We start from the raw sequence: 20,228 nt of genomic DNA on the forward strand, positions 1-20,228 counted from the left end.
TTTTAGCTGCCGCGATTTTTGCTTGAATCGCCAGGCTTCACGATAACAACCCTTTGTTTGAGGGTGAGTTTTCACCCTCAAATTCCCCAAGGGGGCTGCATTGAATCAAACTAGGTACCCAAAGCGGTATCTGGCGATCAAAATAGGGAGCCTGTGTATTTAAAAAATCTTGAACAGATGAAATCGGCTTTCATGGCTCAATCTATTGATATAAATCGAAAAAAAACCGTTTAAATGGCATGAGTGAACATAGCAACTGTAGTTTATATTTCAAAGGCTTGGATAAACTGTGATTCGTGCTTGCATTATGGGGCACAGCAAGGTTTAATTGCGCCGTTTTGAAGGTACATTCAGTCCTGACAGGCAAACGTGAGTAACAGGGTTATTATGGTTCACGAGTCATTAACCGTGTAAATGAAAAAAGCACCATTTACACGGGGTTAAGAGGGTTTTAGCTAATGCACAGCCATTCATTTGCCGCACTGGTTCGCCAAGTGCCACAACACAGGTTTTCAACCATTGTCAGCTATGACAATACCGGCTTGAAACATCTCACGTTAATCCGCATCAATTCCGGCCGCGAACAGGCCAATAGTCCCAACTGAGCCCGTCGTCCATCTACGACGATAAATTCACTCGGCATTCATTTTTGAATCGCCGAGGACGGGTTATTTGTCCACCCTTACATTCAACACCAAGAGTTTTAGGTTAAATGCAAGCCAAGAATATTTACTACGAGACACTGCATCCGGCATACGGGCAGTATTTTGAGGTGGAAAAGGTGCTGTTCGAGCAAAAGACCGAACAGTGGCACCTGAGCATTTTTGAAAATGCCGCTATGGGACGGGTCATGGCGCTCAATGGCGCCATCCAGACCACAGAGAAAGATGAGTTTGTCTATCACGAAATGTTGACCCATGTGCCTATTCTGGCCCACGGCGACGTCAAGCGGGTGCTTATCATAGGCGGCGGTGACGGCGGCATGCTGCGGGAAGTGGTCAAACATAAACAGATTGAATCCATTACCATGGTGGAGATTGATGCCGCCGTGGTGGAAATGTGTAAAAGCTATTTTCCAAACCATTCCCAAGGCGCCTACGATGACCCCAGAGTCAACTTGGTGATCAGCGACGGGATGGATTATGTTAGGCAATCACAGCAAAAATTTGATGTGATTATCTCTGACTGCACAGATCCCCTTGGTCCGGGAGAAGTACTGTTCAGTTCCGACTTTTACGAGGGCTGTAAGCGTTGTCTCAATGAAAATGGGATTTTTGTCGCTCAGAACGGCGTGCCTTTTATGCAGCTGGATGAAGTGCAAAATACCGTCAGACGCATGAGCTCTTATGTGAAAGAGTGTCGGTTCTATATGGCGGCCGTGCCTACCTATGTGGGTGGCAGCATGGCCTTTGCCTGGGCAACCGATGATCTTGAGGCGCGTCAGCATAGCCTGGCTACTCTCGAAGAGCGTTTTGAACGGGCCGGTATTACCACCCGTTATTACACGCCGGCTATCCATCAGGCAAGCTTTGCGCTGCCGGCGTTTGTCGAACAGGCGGTCGCGTCAGCGATGACGGTTACCGCATAACCCATTTTTTGATAACAGGCTAACGAACATGAGTGATTGGTCTATTGACGATGCCCGCGTCGGCTACAACGTCGCATACTGGAGCCAGGGATTTTACGGGATCAGCGATCAGGGTGAGGTGACAGTGTCACCGGATCCTTTGAATCCGGACAGCAAAATCGGCCTGAACGAACTGGCCAAAGATATGGTGAAGGCCGGTGTTAACCTGCCTGTGCTGGTCCGTTTCCCGCAGATTTTGCACCACAGGGTCGATAGCCTGTGCCAGGCCTTTAATCAGGCGATTCAAAAGTACGAGTACAGCGAGGACTATCTGTTGGTTTATCCCATCAAGGTGAACCAGCAGCAGACGGTGGTTGAGGAAATCCTCGCCAGCCAGGTCAGCAAAGAAGCACCGCAACTAGGGCTTGAAGCTGGCAGTAAGCCTGAGCTGATGGCGGTACTGGCCATGGCACAAAAGGCCAGCTCAGTCATAGTCTGTAACGGCTACAAGGATAAAGAATATATCCGCCTGGCACTGATAGGCGAAAAGCTGGGCCACAAGGTCTACATAGTGCTGGAGAAGATGTCCGAGCTTAAGATGGTGCTGCAGGAATCCCGCGAGCTTGGGGTTACTCCGCGTCTGGGTCTGCGCGCACGCCTGGCGTTCCAGGGCAAGGGCAAGTGGCAGGCCAGTGGCGGTGAAAAGTCCAAGTTTGGTCTTTCTGCTGCGCAGGTGCTGCGGGTGGTCAACGAGCTCAAGAGTGCCGACATGCTGGATTCGCTGCAGTTGCTGCATTTTCACCTGGGTTCGCAAATTGCCAATATCCGCGATATTCGCCATGGTGTGGGTGAAGCGGCGCGCTTCTACTGTGAGCTGAGAAAACTGGGTGCCAAGGTCAACTGTTTCGACGTGGGCGGCGGCCTGGCGGTGGACTATGACGGTACCCGCAGCCAAAGCAACAACTCTATGAACTATGGCCTGAGCGAATACGCCAACAATATCGTCAGCGCCCTGAGTGATGTCTGCGCCGAGTACGAGCAGCCGGTGCCGAGGATTATCTCTGAGTCCGGCCGTTTCCTGACCGCGCACCACGCCGTACTTATCACGGATGTTATCGGTACCGAGGCCTATTCCCCTGAGAATATCCAGCCACCGGCAGAGGATGCCCCACAGCTGCTGCACAACATGTGGCAGTCCTGGAGCGATATCCGCGGCCGCGCCGATTCCCGTGCCCTGATTGAGATTTTCCACGATACCCAATCGGATCTGGCCGAAGCTCACGCTCTGTTTGCTCTTGGGCAACTTAGCCTGGAAGAGCGCGCCTGGGCGGAGCAGACCAACCTGCGTGTCTGTCACGAGCTACAGGGCTTGATGAACAACAAGAACCGTTATCACAGACCCATCATTGATGAACTCAATGAGAAACTGGCCGACAAGTTCTTCGTTAACTTCTCGCTGTTCCAATCGCTGCCGGATGCCTGGGGTATAGATCAGGTGTTCCCTGTGTTGCCGCTGACCGGGCTGGATACCGCGCCAGAGCGCCGCGCCGTGATGCTGGATATCACCTGTGACTCGGACGGCATGGTGGATCAGTATGTGGACGGGCAGGGGATTGAAACCACACTGCCGGTTCCTGCCTGGAGTGCCGAGAGCCCGTATCTTATCGGTTTCTTCCTGGTTGGGGCTTATCAGGAGATCCTCGGTGATATGCACAACCTGTTCGGTGATACCAACTCGGCTGTGGTGCGTCTCGATGAAAGCGGCCTAGCCAACATAGAGTCTGTGCTGTCCGGTGACACTGTGGCCGATGTGCTGCGCTATGTGAACCTGGATGCCGTATCCTTTATGCGCACCTACGAAGAGCTGGTGAATCAGCATATTGCCGAAGACGAACGCACCTCGATCCTTGAAGAGCTGCAATTGGGTCTTAAGGGTTATACCTATCTGGAAGATTTTTCATAAGGTCGGTGCATTCAGCAGGCCCTTCGGGGCCTGCAACAAGTAGAGATAAAAGATGTTTTTTGAAGGTTCAGAAAAAAAAATTGAAGTGATAGTGACGCCGGCTACGCCTTCGCTGCGCTCACTGGGAAAGCCCTTCTGGGAAGAGATGGTGGCCAAGGCCAATGCAGAAATCCTCTCTTCCGTCAGCAATGATTATTGCGATGCCTATCTGCTCAGCGAGTCGAGTCTGTTTGTTTGGGACGACAGGTTTTTAATGTTGACTTGTGGTACCACCACACTGGCGCGCTCGACCCTGCATTTTATCGACTCCCTCGGCGAAGAGGCGATAGCCTTTGCGACTTTTCAGCGCAAAAACGAATATCTGTCGCACCTGCAGGCCAGCTCTTTTGAGCAGGACTTACAGGCACTGAGAGAGAAACTGTCCGGCGTGGCGTACCGTATCGGTCATCTGGATTCCCATCATCATTATCTGTTTTGCAGTGACAAGGCCTTCAGCGCCGAGAGCGGTGATGCCACCAGTGAGCTGTTGATGTATCACATTCGCGGTGAGGCGGCCGACTATCTACGCTCCGATAACCAAAGCTGCGCCGGGGTGCGCCAACTGCTGGCACTGGAAGAGATGCTGCCCGGATTCCAGTTTGATGACTTCCTGTTTGAGCCCTTTGGTTATTCCATCAACGGCATTCGCGGCAAAGAGTATATGACTATTCATATCACGCCCCAGGAAAGCAGCTCTTATGTCAGCTTCGAGACCAACCTGGATCTCGCCGTACAACCGATAGATATCTTCGCCCGTTTGCTGGCCATTCTCAATCCCGGCAGCTGGGATGTCATCGGCTTCAACGCCCAGTTGGACACCCGTGGTTACCCTGAACATTTATGTCTGGGAAGTTGCTCTTTGTCCCTGGAGCAGGGTTATAATGTTGGCTTCAGTCACTATCAGCAGATGTGCCACGAAGTGCTGATCCCTGAGTCCATGTAAATATCGGCATTAGCCAAGTTTTGGAGTATTTATGACCACTTTAGCAGATAAACCTGATTACTCGCTTTATTCAAATGCGTTTGGTTATTTGCGTCAGCCACTGGATTTCAAACCGCTAGAAAGCGATGCGGATGTGGTGGTAATAGGTTTGCCTTTCGATATGGCCGTTACCGGTCGCAGCGGTGGCCGTATGGGGCCCGGAGCTATCCGCAATGCCTCGACCAATTTGGCCTGGGAAGAGAAGCGTTGGCCTTGGGATTTCAGCCTCAGCGAATATATCAAGATAGTGGATGCCGGCGATCTGGTATTCAACTGTGGTGATGCCGCTGACTTTACCGAGCGCACCGAAAACTTTGCCAGCAAAGTTCTGGCCGCCGGCAAGACACTGCTGAGCTTTGGTGGCGATCACTTTGTGACCCTGCCGCTGCTGCGCGCGCACCACAAACAGTTTGGCAAGATGGCGCTGCTGCACTTCGATGCTCACACCGACACCTACAGTCAGGGCAGCAAGTTTGACCATGGCACCATGTTCTATCATGCCCCCAACGAAGGCTTGATCGATCCGGCTCATTCTGTGCAGGTGGGGATCCGCACCGAATACACCAAAGAAGGCCACGGTTTTCAGGTGATTGATGCCGCCATGGCCAATGAAATGACCGCCGATGAAATCGTGGCGCAGATCAAGGCGCGGGTTGGCGATATGCCTTTATATGTGACTTTCGATATCGATTGCCTGGATCCTGCCTTCGCGCCGGGAACCGGTACTCCGGTATGCGGCGGTCTCACCAGCGACAAGGCGCTGAAAATTATCCGCGGTCTCAAGGGCCTCAACATAGTGGGTATGGATGTGGTTGAAGTGGCACCTGCTTACGATAGCGCCGACATTACCGCGCTGGCGGGCGCGACGCTGGGCCTGGAAATGCTGCATGTCTGGGCGCTGGGGCAGGGCAAAGTCAAGTAAGCCGCTTCACTTTAAGCCAACGCTTGTCGTTGGCTTTCCTTCTTGTATAGAGCCCCCAGCCTAGGCTGGGGGTTCCGTTTCGCTGGGGCTTTGTGCCCGGCTCAGGGACAAGGATAGACGATGACAGATTTGAGTGATATTCGCCGCGAATACACCCAGGGCGGCCTCAGGCGCGCCGATCTGGCCGCCGAGCCCATGGCGCAGTTTGAGCGCTGGATGGCGCAGGCCAAGGATGCACCTTTGACGGACCCTACCGCCATGGTGGTGGCCACAGTGGACGAAACCGGCCAACCGTTTCAGCGGATAGTCTTGCTGAAGCGTTTTGATCAGCAGGGTTTTGTATTCTTTACCAATCTGGAAAGCCGTAAGGCGCAGCAGATTGCCGTCAACGCCAAGGTCAGTTTACTGTTCCCCTGGCATCCGCTGGAGCGCCAGGTGGCCGTGACAGGTGTAGCCGAAGCCCTGTCTGCTACAGAGGTATTCAAGTACTTTGTCAGCCGTCCGAAAGACAGCCAGATAGCGGCCTGGGTCTCGAAACAGTCGAGCAAGCTTAGCGCCCGTCAGGCACTCGAGAGTAAGTTTGCCGAGATGAAGGCCAAGTTTGCCAAGGGCGAAGTTCCTTTGCCCAAGTTTTGGGGCGGCTACCGCATAGTGCCTTCCAGTGTGGAATTCTGGCAGGGCGGTGAGCACAGGCTGCATGACAGATTCCTCTACAGCCGCACAGATGACGGATGGGAGATCAATCGCCTCGCACCTTGATGACGCTATGGCATAACAAGAGGGACGGCAGATGCCGTCCCTTTACTTTTATCCGTCAGCTATTTTAACCGCACTACGTTTTCCGCTTGCAGCCCCTTTTGGCCTTCAGTCACACTGAAGCTGACCTTCTCACCCTCTTTCAGGGTGCGGCGGCCGCTGCCTTGAATGGCGCGGTAGTGGACGAACACATCGGCGGCGTTTTCCTGGGTTAGAAAACCAAAGCCCTTTTCATCGTTGAACCATTTAACGGTTCCTGTCACTTGTTGCTCTGACATAGTTTCCTCGTTACCTAATCTTGGCTGCTGGTCTGTATTAGCGTTTGTAGAATAAAAGGGTTTTGTTTCATTGGCTTGACAGTCTGGTGACGCTGAGAGAAATGGTTGCAGGCGGCCGTGGTGGTCCGTGAGCAAAAGTTCACTCAATAGCGGCAAAGGTTTTCTTGAAGTGAACAATATGCTTTAGTAATGAGTAATCTACAAAAAGCGCTTGCTTTTACCCGGGTGAAATCGGGCGCAGTTCAATTCACACCCTACAAGGAACAAGAATATGCAGAAATGGATCCCCTTGCTGGCGCTCGGCGCCTTCAGTAACCTGGCCCTGGCGGCTGACTGGCAGTTGGACAATGCCGACTCCAAGGTTAGCTTTGTGTCGGTCAAGAAAGGTGATATCGCCGAGGTACATGAGTTCAACCAGGTGAGTGGCACACTTGCCGAGAGTGGCGAATTCAAGTTGGAGATCCCGCTCAACGGCGTTAATACCGGCATTGAAATCCGCGATAAGCGGATGCAAACCATGCTGTTTGAGGTGGCTAACTTTCCTAGCCTGACGCTGACAGCGCAAGTGCCTGCGGATCTATTGGACAAGCTCAAACCCGGCGAGTTGCTGACCACTGAGATTGATGGCGTGTTGTCGCTGCATGGCAAGAATCAGAATAAGCGCTTTGGTGTGGTGGTGGCCAGACTCGGTGAGTCGAGCCTTTTGGTAACCTCACAAAAAGCCGTCATAGTGAACGCCGAAGAGTTTGGTTTGACCGATGGGGTTGAAAAATTACGTGAAATTGCCGGTCTATCCAGCATCAGTAAGGCTGTTCCTGTCTCTTTTGTTCTAAGATTAAACAAGTAACAAACGACGGCTTGATTTGAGGCAAGACTCAAGGCGGATTTTGTTTCATAATGTGACTCTCTGATCGCCGCATTGGCGGCGTTCGGAAGTTTGCCCCTTATGGGTTGGCCTGAGACGTTGCACGCGGGAAGAAAGATGGTTACAGACAAAGACGGCTATATGCACCTCATACAATTCCTGACCGAACACCTTGGATTGTTTGAGACTCCCGAAGGGGAATCTTTGGGCGACAGCAGCGTCATGGAACAGTTTGAAGAGCAGCTGTCGGCGCAGATTATTATGGTCTGTGGCCAGAATCCGCAACTGTCCTTTGCCCAGCGTAACACTGTTATCCGTGAGATAGATGCCATAGTGTACGATTTGGAAGAGATCCTGGCCAAGGTGGCCAATCATAAGGCTACGGCAAAGCAAACCTTGTTTATCAGCGAGTTTGCCGGTTTGATCAAGAATCTGTTTGATCAGGAAATCGCCAAGCTCCTGTCTCAATAACGCACACAGGTGGAGGCGCTCGATGCTGACACTGCTTTCCGGGTTTGATGACAATACAGTGGCAGTTCGCGCCAGCGGTGTGATCAGCGGTGATGATTACGATGCTGTTTTGCTGCCGGCGGTCGAGTCCAAACTCAGGGAACATGTGCTCATTAAACTCTGGTATGAATACGGCGCCGACTTTGAGGGCATCTCTTTGCAAGCGGTGTGGGATGATGCCTGCCTTGGACTGTTTCATCTGCAGGACTTTTCCCGTATAGCTGTGATCACCGATAGCCCTGCCATCGAGGGCATGGCTCAAACCTTGGCGCTGATGCTCCCTTGCCCGGTGGCCGTGTTTCCCAGAGCGGAAATGGCCAAGGGCCGAGCCTGGCTCTCGGGAACCTGAAGCGTTAACATCTGTCTTATCTGTAAGTTCCGGCATTTCAGCCGGATTTTCATCTTGTTAAGTGAAATGAATGGAATAGTCCTATGCTTAAAAAACTTGGTCTTTGTTTTATGTTGCTTTCGACATCAGTGTTTGCCCAGGAAAAAACAGTCATAGGTCAGACTGAAATTATGACGGTCGCCGAAGCCGGGCTCAGTTTTGAGGCCCGTATCGATACCGGGGCGGCCAACACCTCCATGCATGCGATGGATCTCAAGGTCATTGGCGGCAGTGCCAAGAAGATGCAGGATAACGTGGGCAAAATGCTCAGCTTTACCACAGAAAACGAACGTGGTGAGAAAAAGCAGCTCAAGGCCAAAATCGTCAAGACATCTACTGTCAGTAACTCTCAGGGACGAGAGACGCGTTACATGGTGGAGTTGAACGTCGCGTTTGGCGATCACAAACGTAAGGTCAAGGTTAATCTCAGAGACCGCAGCCACATGGATTATAAACTGCTTATCGGCCGCAACTGGCTGTCCGATGACTTTCTGGTCGATGTGGCTGAAAAGCGCATCATAGGGCCGGTCGCTCCCATCAGTGTGCGGGAATCAGGACTGATTTTCCAAACCCGTATCGATACCGGCGCGGTGGAAAATTCACTGCATGCTACGGATCTGAAAGTGGAAAACGGCGATGAGGATATGGAAAAGAATATCGGTAAGCAGCTGAGCTTCACCACAGAAAACGAAAAGGGCGAAAAGCAACGCCTGCATGCCATGATCACCAATACCTCGCTTATCCGTAATGCCCAAGGCAGTGAAATTCGTTATATGGTGGAACTCAACATTGGCGAGCCGGGAAGAGAGTATCCGGTCAAGGTTAACCTTAAAGACAGAAGCAAGATGACCCATAAACTGTTGATTGGCCGAAACTGGCTGCAGGGTCACTATCTGGTGGATGTCAGCCTGAAAGAAAGCGACTGACAGCTAAGCGCTTCTAACCATACCCCGGGAAAGCCGCCTATTATGGCGGCTTTTGTCATTCAGAGGTGAAACTCATTAATATTATAGTGATGTTTTTCAATGGCATGGAATGGCAGCCCTTTGCTTCTCATTGTTTAGACTTGGGTTATGCTGAAATCCCGGCCCATGTGAAATTGTCTAGCTGAAAGAGTTTTGCAAAGGTTTGATAAGTCCAGTGCTTGAGTCTTCTCTCGCCTCAGGGGGAGCCGGGTTAAGCTACTCAATGGACTCAAGCGGCAGCAGCAGGCGGACGCGGCAGCCGTCTCCCTCTTGGGAGCTGATGGTCATTTCTCCAAGCAGTTTTAGCCTCACATAGCTCTGTAACCGTGACAGAGTACCGGTTCCGCTTTGTGACGCGGCCTGTTCAATACGGGCCAGCATCTCCTGACTTATTCCGCTGCCGTTGTCTGTTACTGTAACCTCCAGATGGCGCTCGTCCAGCTTGTCCGCCTCAATAGTTATTAGGGCATTGGCAGATTGATGAGTAAATGCATGATGCAGGATATTGCTCAGCAAAGGGTAGAAGAGCAATAAAAGCTGCCAGGGTTTGGCACCAGGCAACAGCTTTTCCGCAATCGCCAATTTCATTTCAACGTTTGCGGCGGCAAACTGTGGTGCCATCAGAGCCTGCAGGTGAGTCGCGAATTCATCGAAATGAAGCGTCTTGACCTCTGTCTGTGGATAATTGACCAGCGCCAACAGGTGACGCAATCTGGCGGAACCAAGCAGAATAAGTTCCTTGGACTGATTCAAAACTTCGGTGCTTTCGGCTTCAAACAAACTCGCGCCGAGCTGATCGAAGTCGGCAGACAAGTCAGCAACCAGCTGGGCAAGTAGTCTTGGCAGCTGCAACTCCTGCTCTTTCATCAAGGTGCTGCTGAGACTGAGCAACTGAGACTTGCTTTGTGCCTGCTGCAACTGACCTTCCAATTGAGCTATCTGTTGCTGCTGTTGTTGCAGGGTACGGCTGTTGCGTTTATTGATATCGGCCTGTAACTCCAGGGCTTGCCCCAACTGCTGTTCCTGGCGTTTGTGACTGGAAAGATCGAATGCAATTGCCCCTATGCCACACAGTTCGCCAAATTCGTCGCGGATGGGGAAGCGGGTTACCTGATACAGGACATCCCCCAGAGGGGTGGCAATGGGTTCTTCGGAGCAGAAGGGGCTTTGGTTACTGACCACCCTTTGATCGTTGGCTTGGTAAATTTGTGCCAGGCCGAGAGGGAAGACCTGATTGTCATCCGCACCGATAAACTGCGCCCGTTCGTGGGCGGTAATTTCGCAATACTTGTCGTTGACCAGCGTATATTGCCCGGTTAAATCTTTGATGTAGATGATGTTCTGTGAATGATTCATCAATGCATTGAGCTGCTCGGTACGTGTTTTGAGAATTTGTTGGGCGTTATGTTGCACCTCCAGTTGCTGCTCCAGCGCCAGGTTACTGGCATCCAGGCTGGCCATCGCCGTTTCCAACTGACGGGTGCGGGAGATAAAACTGCCGGCCAGCATCCCCAGTTCATCTTCTCTGTCTCTGGCGTCCAACTCCAGCCGGGCAGGGTTGTTTTCCCTGAGCGCTGCCACCATGCGGCTGATAGGTTTGATAAACAATCTGTGCTGCACTAGAAATAACAGCAGCAGTGCCAGCAACTGGATCGCCACCAGGTAGATGCCGACTTTGCCTGCAATCAATGTCGCGTCCTCTTTGAGGGATGACAGCGGTGTGACTATCACTATTTTCCAATAGGTCTTGGGCATCAAAAATACCGAAACCAGCGCTGGCTCGTTGAGCAAGGGATCCCGGGTCAGTTCTTGGGTCAGCAGCAGCTTGGCATTGGCCGGCCATTCTCTGGCAGAGTTGTTGATTATGGTGGCAAGCAGTGCCGCCTCGATTTCATCACGCTCGCCCATCAGGCTTTTGAGCTGTTGACTGCTGAAGGCCTTATGTTGATTGGCCTCCTGAATAAGCACCTGATCGGCGCTGCGCAGTGCTTCACCAACAGATTGAAACTCGGGGAACAGGCGTTCAAGGCGTTGAAAATTATCCAGACTCAGCGGCTTTTCCAGCGTGCTGTCCAGCAACTCATCTTCCCAGGGAGAGGCGAGCAGATGGTTGCGGTAGTCGAGGGCAAACACATAACCGCTGAGATCTTTGAGGGCGCCTCTGAAGAAACGATTAAGGCCACCAAGGCTGATGTCCACTGTGGCGGCACCGATAAACTCATGATCCTGCCAGATAGGGACAGAGGCAGTGACCATGGCTTCGGCCGTGTAGGAATCGCGATAGGCGCTGGACCAGAAAGTTCTGTCGGCCGGAAAAAAGCGGGTGGGTTTATACCAGTCTTCGTTGTGGTAGCGTTGCTGTGGCTGCTCGTTATAGCTGTTAAGTTGCTGCAGTTTGCCGTAGCTGTCGCGATACCAAAAGAGGCTGTCGAGGATCCGCCCGGGTTCAAAGGCTCGGGGTTCAGGCCAGATCCCGCCGCCGGTGATCATCTCTTTCTGGGTTTCCAATTCCAGCACCGACTCGATACTGGCCTTGAGCGCTGTGCCATTGCTGCGGTAAAGGGCACCAAGATTCGCCATGGTACTGACCAGGCTTTCTATCTGAGAGGTCACTTCCTGCAGTCTTGCGGTAACGACTTGACCATAACTTTGGTTCAATGCTCTTTGTTGACTGAGCAACTGGTTACGTTGAATGCTGAGCAATACCAGCACAGTGCTGATGACAATGAGGGCGCTGATGAGTAACTGACTGAGGGCAAACTTGACCGGCAAGCGTTTCAGCCAGCCGGGAAGCCAAGGTAATCGGTTGGATTGTTGCTTTGCCTGGTTCCCTTGCATATATCCTCAGTAATAAGCTTTTCAAGCTGTTACATAATACAACCTCTTGAGAAAAGCCGCCATTTTTCTAAGGGCACCTAATAGTTAGTGGGGGCACTCGTGCTGAATGAGCGCGCAGGGTTTGCAGTTGGGCTGAGCGCGAAACCGGGCAGAGATATGCAATCCGGACTGGGGATATAAGAAAAGGCACCCTTTGGGTGCCTTAGCGTCGAGAAGGAGGCTTGCTTCAGAGCAGGTTGTTTTCTCTGACATAAGCTTCAAATTCAGTGCAGCCGCCGACGTGCTCTTTGTCGACGAAAATTTGCGGCACTGTTTCAACCGGCTTGCCTACGGTTTTTTCCAGATCGGCCTTGGTGATGCCTTCGGCGTGAATATCGACATACTTAAATTTGAAATCATCACGCTTTTCAGCCAGTTGCTCAGAAAGCTGCACTGCACGCACACAATATGGGCAACCTGGACGACCGAAAATAACTACAAACATATTGACTCCCATGGACTTGATTTGCAGCAGTTATACCACAGCTTAAAGACCTATGCTAAGTCGCTTGATCCCAGGAATGATTTTTCGGTTTGAAACCTGCCTTGATAATCAAAGAAAGTTTGCAATAAATCCCAGCGCCGCGCCTGTTTTTTCAGCAGCAGCATATCCGGCGCCCGAAACCGCGCAGCATCGTCGACCAGTTGTTGTGGTTGACTGTATTTCGGCAGTTTCAGCCCAGGTGTTTTGCTGTGGGGATGAATAAAACAAGCAAACAGTGCCCGGCGTTGAGCACTGGTCTCCATTTTAAAATACTGGTTGAAGTCATTGCCGTCATAATCCAGATACTGAACTCTGAGACGCCCCTCTTCGGCGTGCAGCAACATTTGCTGTACCTTGAACAGATGATGATGTTGTTTTGACAACACCTCTTTGAGACGTTTGTCCGGGTCGACCAGCGTCGATTGGCATTGATGGCAAATCTTGGCTGCGATATCGTTTTCGGCGCCGCAATCCGGGCATGACTTGGCGCGATAGCGATAACTGCATTGACTATTGTCCTGCAACAGTCCCTGGCAGCGGCGGCCGAAGTGTTCGATGATGTCGCCATCCTCATCCGTCTTGCCCCAGAAGATATTGGCAAAACCGCACTCGGGGCAGGGAACCTGTACCGGCACCGAGTTTGCCGCGGGCTTGGGAGTGCCGACCTCGGGATAGAACAGGTCAAAGCCGCTGGCGGCATAATCTATGACCAGGCAGTCCTGTTTGCCTTCGGCTAGCCTCAGCCCGCGGCCAACCATCTGTTGAAACAGGCTCACAGATGCCGTGGGCCGCATGATGGCAATAAGGTCTACATGGGGCGCATCAAACCCTGTTGTGAGTACGGCCACATTGACCAGAAACTTAAGTTCCTGGGCTTTAAAGGCGCGGATGACGGTATCCCTTTGTTGCATCTCTGTGGTCGCTGTGATGAGCGCTGCCTGTTCGTCAGCCAGTAGCGTTAGCACTTCTTCGGCGTGACGCACAGTGGCGGCAAAAATAATCACTCCCTTGCGGGTGTTGGCCAGTTGCCTTAGCTGGTTAACAATGGCCTTGGTCGCACGGCCACTGTGACTGAGCAGGGCATCGACCTTAGCCTCATCATATTCCCCATTGCTGTTGCTCGGCAGGCTGCTGAAGTCATACTGAGCGCTCAGGCCATCGTAAAGCCTGGGCGGCGTCAGATAGCCTTGTTTAATTAGGGGCCTTAAGGGCAACTCAAAGATGCAGTCATCGAAAATCCCTCGGTCGGGATTACCAACCCGGCCGTGATAGTGGCGGCGATAAATAAAACCCAGTCCAAGGCGATAAGGGGTGGCCGTCAAACCCAGCAGCTTAAGTTTGGGGTTGTGGGATTTGAGGTGTTCAAGCAGTTGCTGATACTGGCTGTCCTGCTCAAGGCTCACTCTGTGGCACTCGTCTATGACCACCAGGGAGTAGTGGCTGTCAAAGGCTTCAAGGTTGCGCCCGGCGGATTGCACGCTGGCGACAACGGTTTTGCCTTGGGTGAGCTTTTGCCTCAGGCCGGCCGAGTAGATACTGGCTTCATCAGTCAACAGGGCAACTTTTTCGGCGTTTTGGGCGACCAGCTCTTTAACATGGGTCAGTACCAGTACCTTGCCTTTGGCGATACGAGCCAGTTCAGCAATCACCAAACTCTTGCCGGCACCCGTGGGCAGCACTATCACTGCCGAGCCTGATTGAGTGCGGAAATAGCGCACAGCTGCATCCACAGCTTGTTGCTGATAATCACGTAGGCGAATGCCGGCCTTGGCGGTATCTTCTGCCTGAGTTTTTGTCGTCGCTTTCTGAGCTACTGGCTTTTTACTATCTGTTGACACTGACTTGCAAAGAGGAATTGACCGTGGGGCGAGCTTATCACAGACGTGCTCGGGTACTGTGCTTTTCCTGCATTGTTGCCCACTTTCTATCCTCGGACACCACAACTCGTCTTGCTCAGGGCATCAATGGTTAAAAAAAGCACTTTTTGTAGGCAATTCATTTGCTAAAATGCCTCACACCACTGGTCAAAGACCTGTAGCTAACGTAAAATTTCACTCTTTTACTGTTTTAATTCAAACAGACACCAAAATCGCCGCCTACGGGCCGGCATGCACTGGAAGAGAAGATGCAGCAGTTAACTGAGATCGTAGAACAGGCCTTAGCCGCCATCGAAGGGGCCAGTGATCTGAAAATCCTCGATGACATCCGCGTCGATTATCTTGGCAAGAAGGGCAAGATCACCGACATGATGAAGTTGATGGCGACCCTGAGTCCACAAGAAAAGCCCGCCTTCGGCCAGAAGGTCAATGAAGCCAAGCAAAAGGTACAGCAGTTCCTCAGTCAGCGAATTGAAGGGCTGAAAGCAGCCGAGTTGGAGCAGAAGCTCCAGGCTGAGAAAATCGATGTCACCCTGCCGGGGCGTCGTTTGGACAATGGTGGTTTGCATCCGGTAACCCGAACCATTGAACGGATTGAGAGCTTCTTTGGTGAGTTGGGCTTCAGTGTCAAACAGGGGCCGGAAGTTGAAGACGACTATCATAACTTCGATGCTTTGAATATTCCCGAGCATCATCCTGCTCGTGCCGATCACGATACTTTCTACTTCAATCCCAAGGTAGTGCTGCGTACCCAGACTTCAGGGGTGCAAATTCGCACCATGGAAGTGGAAAAGCCACCTTTGCGGATTATCTCTCCAGGTCGTGTCTATCGTAATGACTACGATATGACTCACACGCCTATGTTCCATCAGGTGGAAGGCCTGCTGGTGGATGAGAATGTTAATTTTGCCGAACTGAAAGGCATTTTGCACGACTTCCTGCGTAACTTCTTTGAAGAGGATCTGGAGATACGTTTCCGTCCTTCTTACTTCCCCTTTACCGAGCCTTCTGCCGAAGTGGATGTGAAAGGCAAGAACGGCTGGCTGGAAGTGCTCGGCTGCGGCATGGTTCACCCTAATGTGCTGCGCGGTGTGGGAATCGATCCTGATAAATACTCCGGTTTTGCTTTTGGTATGGGCGTCGAGCGTCTGGCCATGTTGCGTTATGGTGTCAACGACCTGCGCGCCTTCTTCGAAAACGACTTACGTTTTCTCAAGCAATTCAAATAACGGAGCTTTAGTATTATGAAATTCAGTGAATCCTGGCTTCGTGAGTGGGTTAACCCTGCGATTAGCCGTGACGAATTAACTCACCAAATCACCATGGCCGGCCTGGAAGTGGACGACGTCATTGCCGTTGCCGGTGACTTTTCCGGCGTGGTAGTGGGTGAAGTGGTTGAATGTGGTCAACACCCCGATGCCGACAAGCTAAGGGTCACCAAGGTCAATGTCGGCAGCGAAGAGCTGTTGGATATCGTCTGCGGTGCACCTAACTGCCGTCAGGGACTCAAGGTTGCCGTGGCCGTTGTCGGTGCAGTGCTGCCCGGTGACTTCAAAATCAAGAAAGCCAAACTGCGTGGACAGCCTTCACACGGTATGCTGTGCTCTTATGGCGAGCTGGGCATAGAGATTGAAAGCGACGGCATTATTGAGCTGCCGCTGGATGCTCCTATCGGTACCGATATTCGTGAGTATCTGCAGCTTAATGATGTGATTATCGATGTGGATCTGACCGCCAACCGTGCAGATTGCCTGGGTATGGTGGGGCTGGCCCGCGAAGTGGGCGTGCTCAACCGTCTTAACGTGACCGAGCCAAGCTGGGAAGCTGCCAACGTCAGTAGTGAGCGTAGAGTTGAAATTGACGTGGTCAACCCGGAAGCCTGCCCGAGATATCTGGGCCGGGTGGTCAGCAATGTCAATGTCAAGGCGCAAACGCCTGACTGGATGGTGGAAAAACTGCGCCGCAGCGGTATTCGCTCAATAGATCCTATCGTGGACATCACCAACTATGTATTGGTTGAATTCGGTCAACCTATGCATGCTTTTGATCTGGACAAGATTGACGGCGGCATCAAGGTGCGTCTGGGTAATGGTGAAGAGAAGCTGACTCTGCTCGATGGCAACGAAATTACTGTACCAGCCGATACCCTGGTGATTGCCGATAACAGCCAGGCATTGGCCCTGGCTGGTGTATTCGGTGGTGAGGCTTCCGGCGTCAGTGAGCAAACCCGCGATATTATGCTGGAGTGTGCGTTCTTCGCGCCTTTGGCCATCATGGGCAAGGCCCGTCGCCTTGGGCTGCACACCGACTCTTCGCATCGTTTTGAGCGCGGCGTTGACCCAGAGCTGCAGCATAAGGCTATGGACAGAGCTACCCGCCTGGTGCTGGATATCTGTGGCGGCGAAGCCGGCCCTGTGGTTGAGGCCAAGAGCGAAGCGCATCTGCCAAAGGCTGCCGACATTAAACTGCGCCGCAGCAAGCTGGACAAACTGCTTGGTCATCAGATTGGTGATGCCGATGTGGAAGAGATCCTGACCCGTCTGGGCTTCCAGGTTGAAAAGCAGGGCAGCGACTGGCAGGTGAAAACCGCCACTTACCGCTTCGACATGGCAATTGAAGAAGATCTTATCGAAGAAGTAGCCCGAATTTACGGCTATAACAATATTCCGAACACAGCCCCGCTGGCGCACCTCTCTATGACAGATCATAAAGAGTCGGATCTGAAGCTTAGCCGGGTGAGGGCTATGTTGGTGGCCCGAGGTTTCCAGGAAGCTGTCACCTATAGTTTTGTTGATCCCAAGCTGCAAAAACTGGTGCATCCTGATAGCGAAGCCATGGTGCTGCCTAACCCGATTTCCAGTGAAATGTCAGCCATGCGCCTGTCTATGTTCACCGGATTGCTGAATGCTGTGGGTTACAACCAGGCCCGTCAACAGACTCGTGTACGCCTGTTTGAGACCGGTTTACGCTTTATTCCTGATGCACAAGCAGAATCCGGCGTAAGACAACAAGCCATGCTGGGTGCGGTGATCGCCGGTCCCCAGAGTGACGAACACTGGAGCATGGAGTCGAAAACCGTTGATTTCTTCGATCTTAAAGGTGATTTAGAGGCCATTATTGGCTTGACAGTTTCCGAAGCTGAATTTAGTTTTAAAGGAGCGCAGCATCCGGCTATGCATCCGGGGCAATGTGCTGAAATATTGAGAAATGATCGGGTCATAGGGTATATAGGCGCAGTCCATCCCAGCCTCGAGAAGCCTTTTGGGCTGAATGGCAAAACCATAGTTTTTGAGCTGGAATTGGACGCCTTGCTGCAGGCTAAATTACCGCAAGCCCAGGCTGTGTCTAAGTTTCCAGCCAATCGCCGCGATATCGCCATAGTGGTTGATGAAGAAGTCGCCGCAGGTGACGTGATGACGCTGATAAGAAAAGTTGGCGAAAATCAGTTGGTTGGCTTAAACTTGTTCGATGTATACCGAGGTAAAGGTGTAGAGCAGGGCAAAAAGAGTCTGGCGATCGCACTTACGTTACAAGATAACACTCGTACACTTGAGGAAAAAGAGATAGCTGAGATGGTTGATACAGTGGTTTCTGCACTCAAGTCCGAGTTCAACGCATCGTTGAGGGATTAAAGTATGGCACTTACCAAGGCCGAAATGGCAGAGCATCTTTTTGAAACGCTTGGCATTAACAAGCGGGTAGCCAAAGAGATGGTTGAAGCGTTTTTCGAAGAGATCCGAACTGCGCTTGAAAATGGTGAGCAGGTCAAGTTATCTGGCTTTGGCAACTTTGATCTTAGGGATAAGAATCAAAGACCGGGAAGGAATCCCAAAACAGGTCAGGACATTCCAATTTCTGCCCGTCGGGTGGTGACATTCCGTCCGGGACAGAAGCTGAAGAGTCGCGTAGAAGCCGCTAACAAAGGCAAATAACTGCTCGGTCAGTAATTCAGAACAGGGAAGCCGCTCCTGTGAGTGGCTTCCCTGTTTGTGTCTGTAGAAAACACTTCTACTATGCTGTATCGCATTTTTAATGCCTGGTTTGGCATTGCATTGGAATTACACCCAGGGGTTAAACCTTGTCAAATACACCTTCCAAGCCTAAGAAAGGCAAATACTTCGATAGGCGCTTCCGTTGCTCATTGTTGCATCCCAGATTTTGGGGCAGTTGGTTGGCGATAGGCGTACTGGTTCTCTTTGGTCTCTTGCCCGCCATTATTCGCGATCCTATCGCTCGCGGCTTGTCACGTTTGGTCAGGCGTATAGCCCATAAGCCCATTAAGGTGGCCAGAGCCAATCTCAAAGCCTGTTTCCCCGATAAGAGTGAATCGGAAATCGAGCAGTTGCTGGAGCGCAACACCGAAGCTTTTGTGATGACCTTGCTGGCCCAATCTGAGCTTATCTTGATGCCGAGCTCCTATATACGCAAAAGAGTCAAGGTTGAGGGAGAAGAGCATATTGCCGCTGCCCGTGAAGCAGGGCAGCCGATTATCTTTATCATGCCCCATGTGTGGGGCATAGAGTATGCCGGTTTGAGGCTGAATTTGGACTTGCCCATGGTCTCCATGGCCAAGGCGCATCGAAATGAATTGTTCAACTGGTTCAATAACCGGATGCGCAGCTCTCAAGGCGGCAATATCTATATGCGTGAAGCCGGGATCCGGGCCTTGTTGGCTGAGCTGAAACAGGGTAACAGTTTCTTCTATTTGCCGGATGAAGACTTGGGACCGGAACAGAGCGTATTTGCGCCATTTTTAGGAACAGTCAAGGCTACTTTACCTGTGGTTGGCCGTTTGGCACAGGCTGGTAACGCTCAGGTAATGCCGGTGAAGATTGGCTACGACGAGCAAGCCAGGTGCTTTCGTTTGACTGTTATGCCGGCAATTGATCCCGAGTCGATGCAGGGCAAGGAAAATGAAGCCAAGGCGCTGAATAAGGCGGTGGAGCAGGTGATCAACGCCTATCCTGAGCAGTACATGTGGTTTCTTAAGGTACTGCGCACTCGTCCGGAAGGTATGCCGCCGATTTATTGAAATAGAACACAGATAAAGCCACTCACAGAGTGGCTTTTCTTTTATGTACTATCGGCAAAGCGCTGCCTGTTGCTTGCAGGTTTGGGTAAGAATCATGTGCCCAAGGAATTGGTGGTTATGACAAAGGTTGATATTTTGAGCTTGAAGCAAGAGGAGGGGAAGCATTTACAATTTCTTGCGACACGAGAACAAGCCGATCCCGATCTATGCTCATCATTCAAATTTAGTAAATAAGAGAAGTTGGTACTTTAGAAAGGAATTGGTTGCGGGAGCCGGATTTGAACCGACGACCTTCGGGTTATGAGCCCGACGAGCTACCATGCTGCTCCATCCCGCGTCCGATTTCTACTAATCAGTTTGAATTCATAATTAAGGAATTTGAAATTGGTTGCGGGAGCCGGATTTGAACCGACGACCTTCGGGTTATGAGCCCGACGAGCTACCATGCTGCTCCATCCCGCGTCCGAATTGTGCTAATCAGTTTGAATTCATAATTAAGGAATTGGTTGCGGGAGCCGGATTTGAACCGACGACCTTCGGGTTATGAGCCCGACGAGCTACCATGCTGCTCCATCCCGCGTCCGTTAAAGCGGGGTGGACTATAACGACCAAGGGGCGGCAATGCAAGGACAAATCATCAAAATGCCATTGAGTGTTCAAATTTAATTCATCCGTGCGCGGAGATTAAACGTATCGGTCACAACTCCAACAATTCGGCAGGAT

18 protein-coding genes and 3 tRNA genes are annotated in these 20,228 nt (G+C 51.7%); 14 read left to right on the forward strand and 7 right to left on the reverse strand.

Annotated features, from left to right (window positions below; translation table 11 throughout):
- Window positions 1-458 precede the first annotated feature (458 nt).
- The 6 genes from ACF8D4_RS01885 to pdxH all read left to right on the forward strand — a co-directional run bounded on the left by ACF8D4_RS01885 (window position 459) and on the right by pdxH (window position 6,232).
- Window positions 459-605, forward strand: coding sequence for a hypothetical protein (locus tag ACF8D4_RS01885; RefSeq protein ID WP_093983023.1), 147 nt, complete (start codon window positions 459-461; stop codon window positions 603-605).
- 107 nt (window positions 606-712) lie between these two features.
- Window positions 713-1,588 carry a polyamine aminopropyltransferase gene (speE, locus tag ACF8D4_RS01890; protein WP_028779304.1) on the forward strand — a complete coding sequence of 292 codons (876 nt, stop codon included), beginning with the start codon at window positions 713-715 and terminating at the stop codon, window positions 1,586-1,588.
- A 28-nt stretch (window positions 1,589-1,616) separates the two neighbouring features.
- Window positions 1,617-3,530 (forward strand): biosynthetic arginine decarboxylase, encoded by a 1,914-nt coding sequence (gene speA / locus ACF8D4_RS01895; RefSeq protein ID WP_025888969.1) that lies wholly within the window; start codon window positions 1,617-1,619, stop codon window positions 3,528-3,530.
- 52 nt (window positions 3,531-3,582) lie between these two features.
- Window positions 3,583-4,512: an adenosylmethionine decarboxylase gene (locus ACF8D4_RS01900; protein ID WP_392464498.1), complete on the forward strand. Its 930-nt coding sequence runs from the start codon at window positions 3,583-3,585 to the stop codon at window positions 4,510-4,512.
- 31 nt (window positions 4,513-4,543) lie between these two features.
- Window positions 4,544-5,473, forward strand: coding sequence for an agmatinase (gene speB / locus ACF8D4_RS01905; protein WP_096141692.1), 930 nt, complete (start codon window positions 4,544-4,546; stop codon window positions 5,471-5,473).
- Window positions 5,474-5,593: 120 nt separating this feature from the next.
- Window positions 5,594-6,232 (forward strand): pyridoxamine 5'-phosphate oxidase, encoded by a 639-nt coding sequence (gene pdxH, locus ACF8D4_RS01910; protein ID WP_028779301.1) that lies wholly within the window; start codon window positions 5,594-5,596, stop codon window positions 6,230-6,232.
- A 59-nt stretch (window positions 6,233-6,291) separates the two neighbouring features.
- Here pdxH and ACF8D4_RS01915 read toward each other — a convergent pair whose 3' ends face one another.
- On the reverse strand, window positions 6,292-6,507 hold the full coding sequence (locus ACF8D4_RS01915; RefSeq protein ID WP_025009621.1) for a cold-shock protein: 216 nt from the start codon (window positions 6,505-6,507) through the stop codon (window positions 6,292-6,294).
- A 271-nt stretch (window positions 6,508-6,778) separates the two neighbouring features.
- Between ACF8D4_RS01915 and ACF8D4_RS01920 the strand changes: the two genes are divergently transcribed.
- The 4 genes from ACF8D4_RS01920 (at window position 6,779) to ACF8D4_RS01935 (ending at window position 9,196) form a co-directional block, all read left to right on the forward strand.
- Window positions 6,779-7,354 carry a YceI family protein gene (locus tag ACF8D4_RS01920; protein WP_096141693.1) on the forward strand — a complete coding sequence of 192 codons (576 nt, stop codon included), beginning with the start codon at window positions 6,779-6,781 and terminating at the stop codon, window positions 7,352-7,354.
- Between the two features lie 135 nt (window positions 7,355-7,489).
- Window positions 7,490-7,843 carry a DUF3802 family protein gene (locus ACF8D4_RS01925; protein WP_025888976.1) on the forward strand — a complete coding sequence of 118 codons (354 nt, stop codon included), beginning with the start codon at window positions 7,490-7,492 and terminating at the stop codon, window positions 7,841-7,843.
- A 22-nt stretch (window positions 7,844-7,865) separates the two neighbouring features.
- On the forward strand, window positions 7,866-8,231 hold the full coding sequence (locus tag ACF8D4_RS01930) for an STAS/SEC14 domain-containing protein (RefSeq protein ID WP_025009623.1): 366 nt from the start codon (window positions 7,866-7,868) through the stop codon (window positions 8,229-8,231).
- A gap of 83 nt (window positions 8,232-8,314) precedes the next feature.
- Window positions 8,315-9,196, forward strand: a complete 882-nt coding sequence (locus ACF8D4_RS01935) for a RimK/LysX family protein (RefSeq protein WP_025888977.1) — start codon at window positions 8,315-8,317, stop codon at window positions 9,194-9,196.
- Between the two features lie 255 nt (window positions 9,197-9,451).
- Here the strand turns inward: ACF8D4_RS01935 and ACF8D4_RS01940 are convergent, their stop codons facing one another.
- From ACF8D4_RS01940 to ACF8D4_RS01950, 3 genes are all read right to left on the reverse strand, one after another.
- The gene (locus ACF8D4_RS01940) at window positions 9,452-12,073 is read right to left on the reverse strand and encodes an ATP-binding protein (protein WP_208221704.1); all 2,622 of its coding nucleotides are present in this window, start codon (window positions 12,071-12,073) and stop codon (window positions 9,452-9,454) included.
- Window positions 12,074-12,299: 226 nt separating this feature from the next.
- Window positions 12,300-12,557 (reverse strand): GrxA family glutaredoxin, encoded by a 258-nt coding sequence (locus ACF8D4_RS01945; RefSeq protein ID WP_025009626.1) that lies wholly within the window; start codon window positions 12,555-12,557, stop codon window positions 12,300-12,302.
- 50 nt (window positions 12,558-12,607) lie between these two features.
- Window positions 12,608-14,356: a DEAD/DEAH box helicase gene (locus tag ACF8D4_RS01950; protein WP_345843197.1), complete on the reverse strand. Its 1,749-nt coding sequence runs from the start codon at window positions 14,354-14,356 to the stop codon at window positions 12,608-12,610.
- A gap of 365 nt (window positions 14,357-14,721) precedes the next feature.
- Here ACF8D4_RS01950 and pheS point away from each other — a divergent pair, with 365 nt between their 5' ends.
- From pheS to lpxM, 4 genes are all read left to right on the forward strand, one after another.
- Entirely contained in the window at window positions 14,722-15,702 is a 981-nt protein-coding gene (gene pheS / locus ACF8D4_RS01955) for a phenylalanine--tRNA ligase subunit alpha (RefSeq protein WP_044734381.1), read from the forward strand.
- Window positions 15,703-15,717: 15 nt separating this feature from the next.
- Complete coding sequence (gene pheT / locus ACF8D4_RS01960) at window positions 15,718-18,105, forward strand: phenylalanine--tRNA ligase subunit beta (protein ID WP_208162204.1); 2,388 nt, start codon at window positions 15,718-15,720, stop codon at window positions 18,103-18,105.
- Between the two features lie 3 nt (window positions 18,106-18,108).
- Window positions 18,109-18,405, forward strand: a complete 297-nt coding sequence (gene ihfA, locus ACF8D4_RS01965) for an integration host factor subunit alpha (protein ID WP_025009628.1) — start codon at window positions 18,109-18,111, stop codon at window positions 18,403-18,405.
- A 146-nt stretch (window positions 18,406-18,551) separates the two neighbouring features.
- Window positions 18,552-19,505 carry a lauroyl-Kdo(2)-lipid IV(A) myristoyltransferase gene (gene lpxM, locus ACF8D4_RS01970; RefSeq protein WP_107111085.1) on the forward strand — a complete coding sequence of 318 codons (954 nt, stop codon included), beginning with the start codon at window positions 18,552-18,554 and terminating at the stop codon, window positions 19,503-19,505.
- A gap of 260 nt (window positions 19,506-19,765) precedes the next feature.
- Here lpxM and ACF8D4_RS01975 read toward each other — a convergent pair.
- The 3 genes from ACF8D4_RS01975 to ACF8D4_RS01985 form a co-directional block, all read right to left on the reverse strand.
- Window positions 19,766-19,842 (reverse strand) — tRNA-Met (locus ACF8D4_RS01975).
- Between the two features lie 48 nt (window positions 19,843-19,890).
- Window positions 19,891-19,967 (reverse strand) — tRNA-Met (locus tag ACF8D4_RS01980).
- Between the two features lie 41 nt (window positions 19,968-20,008).
- Window positions 20,009-20,085 (reverse strand) — tRNA-Met (locus tag ACF8D4_RS01985).
- Window positions 20,086-20,228 lie beyond the last annotated feature (143 nt).

This window comes from Shewanella sp. YQ_9 (genome assembly GCF_043103185.1).
Classification (GTDB): Bacteria; Pseudomonadota; Gammaproteobacteria; order Enterobacterales; family Shewanellaceae; genus Shewanella; species Shewanella algae.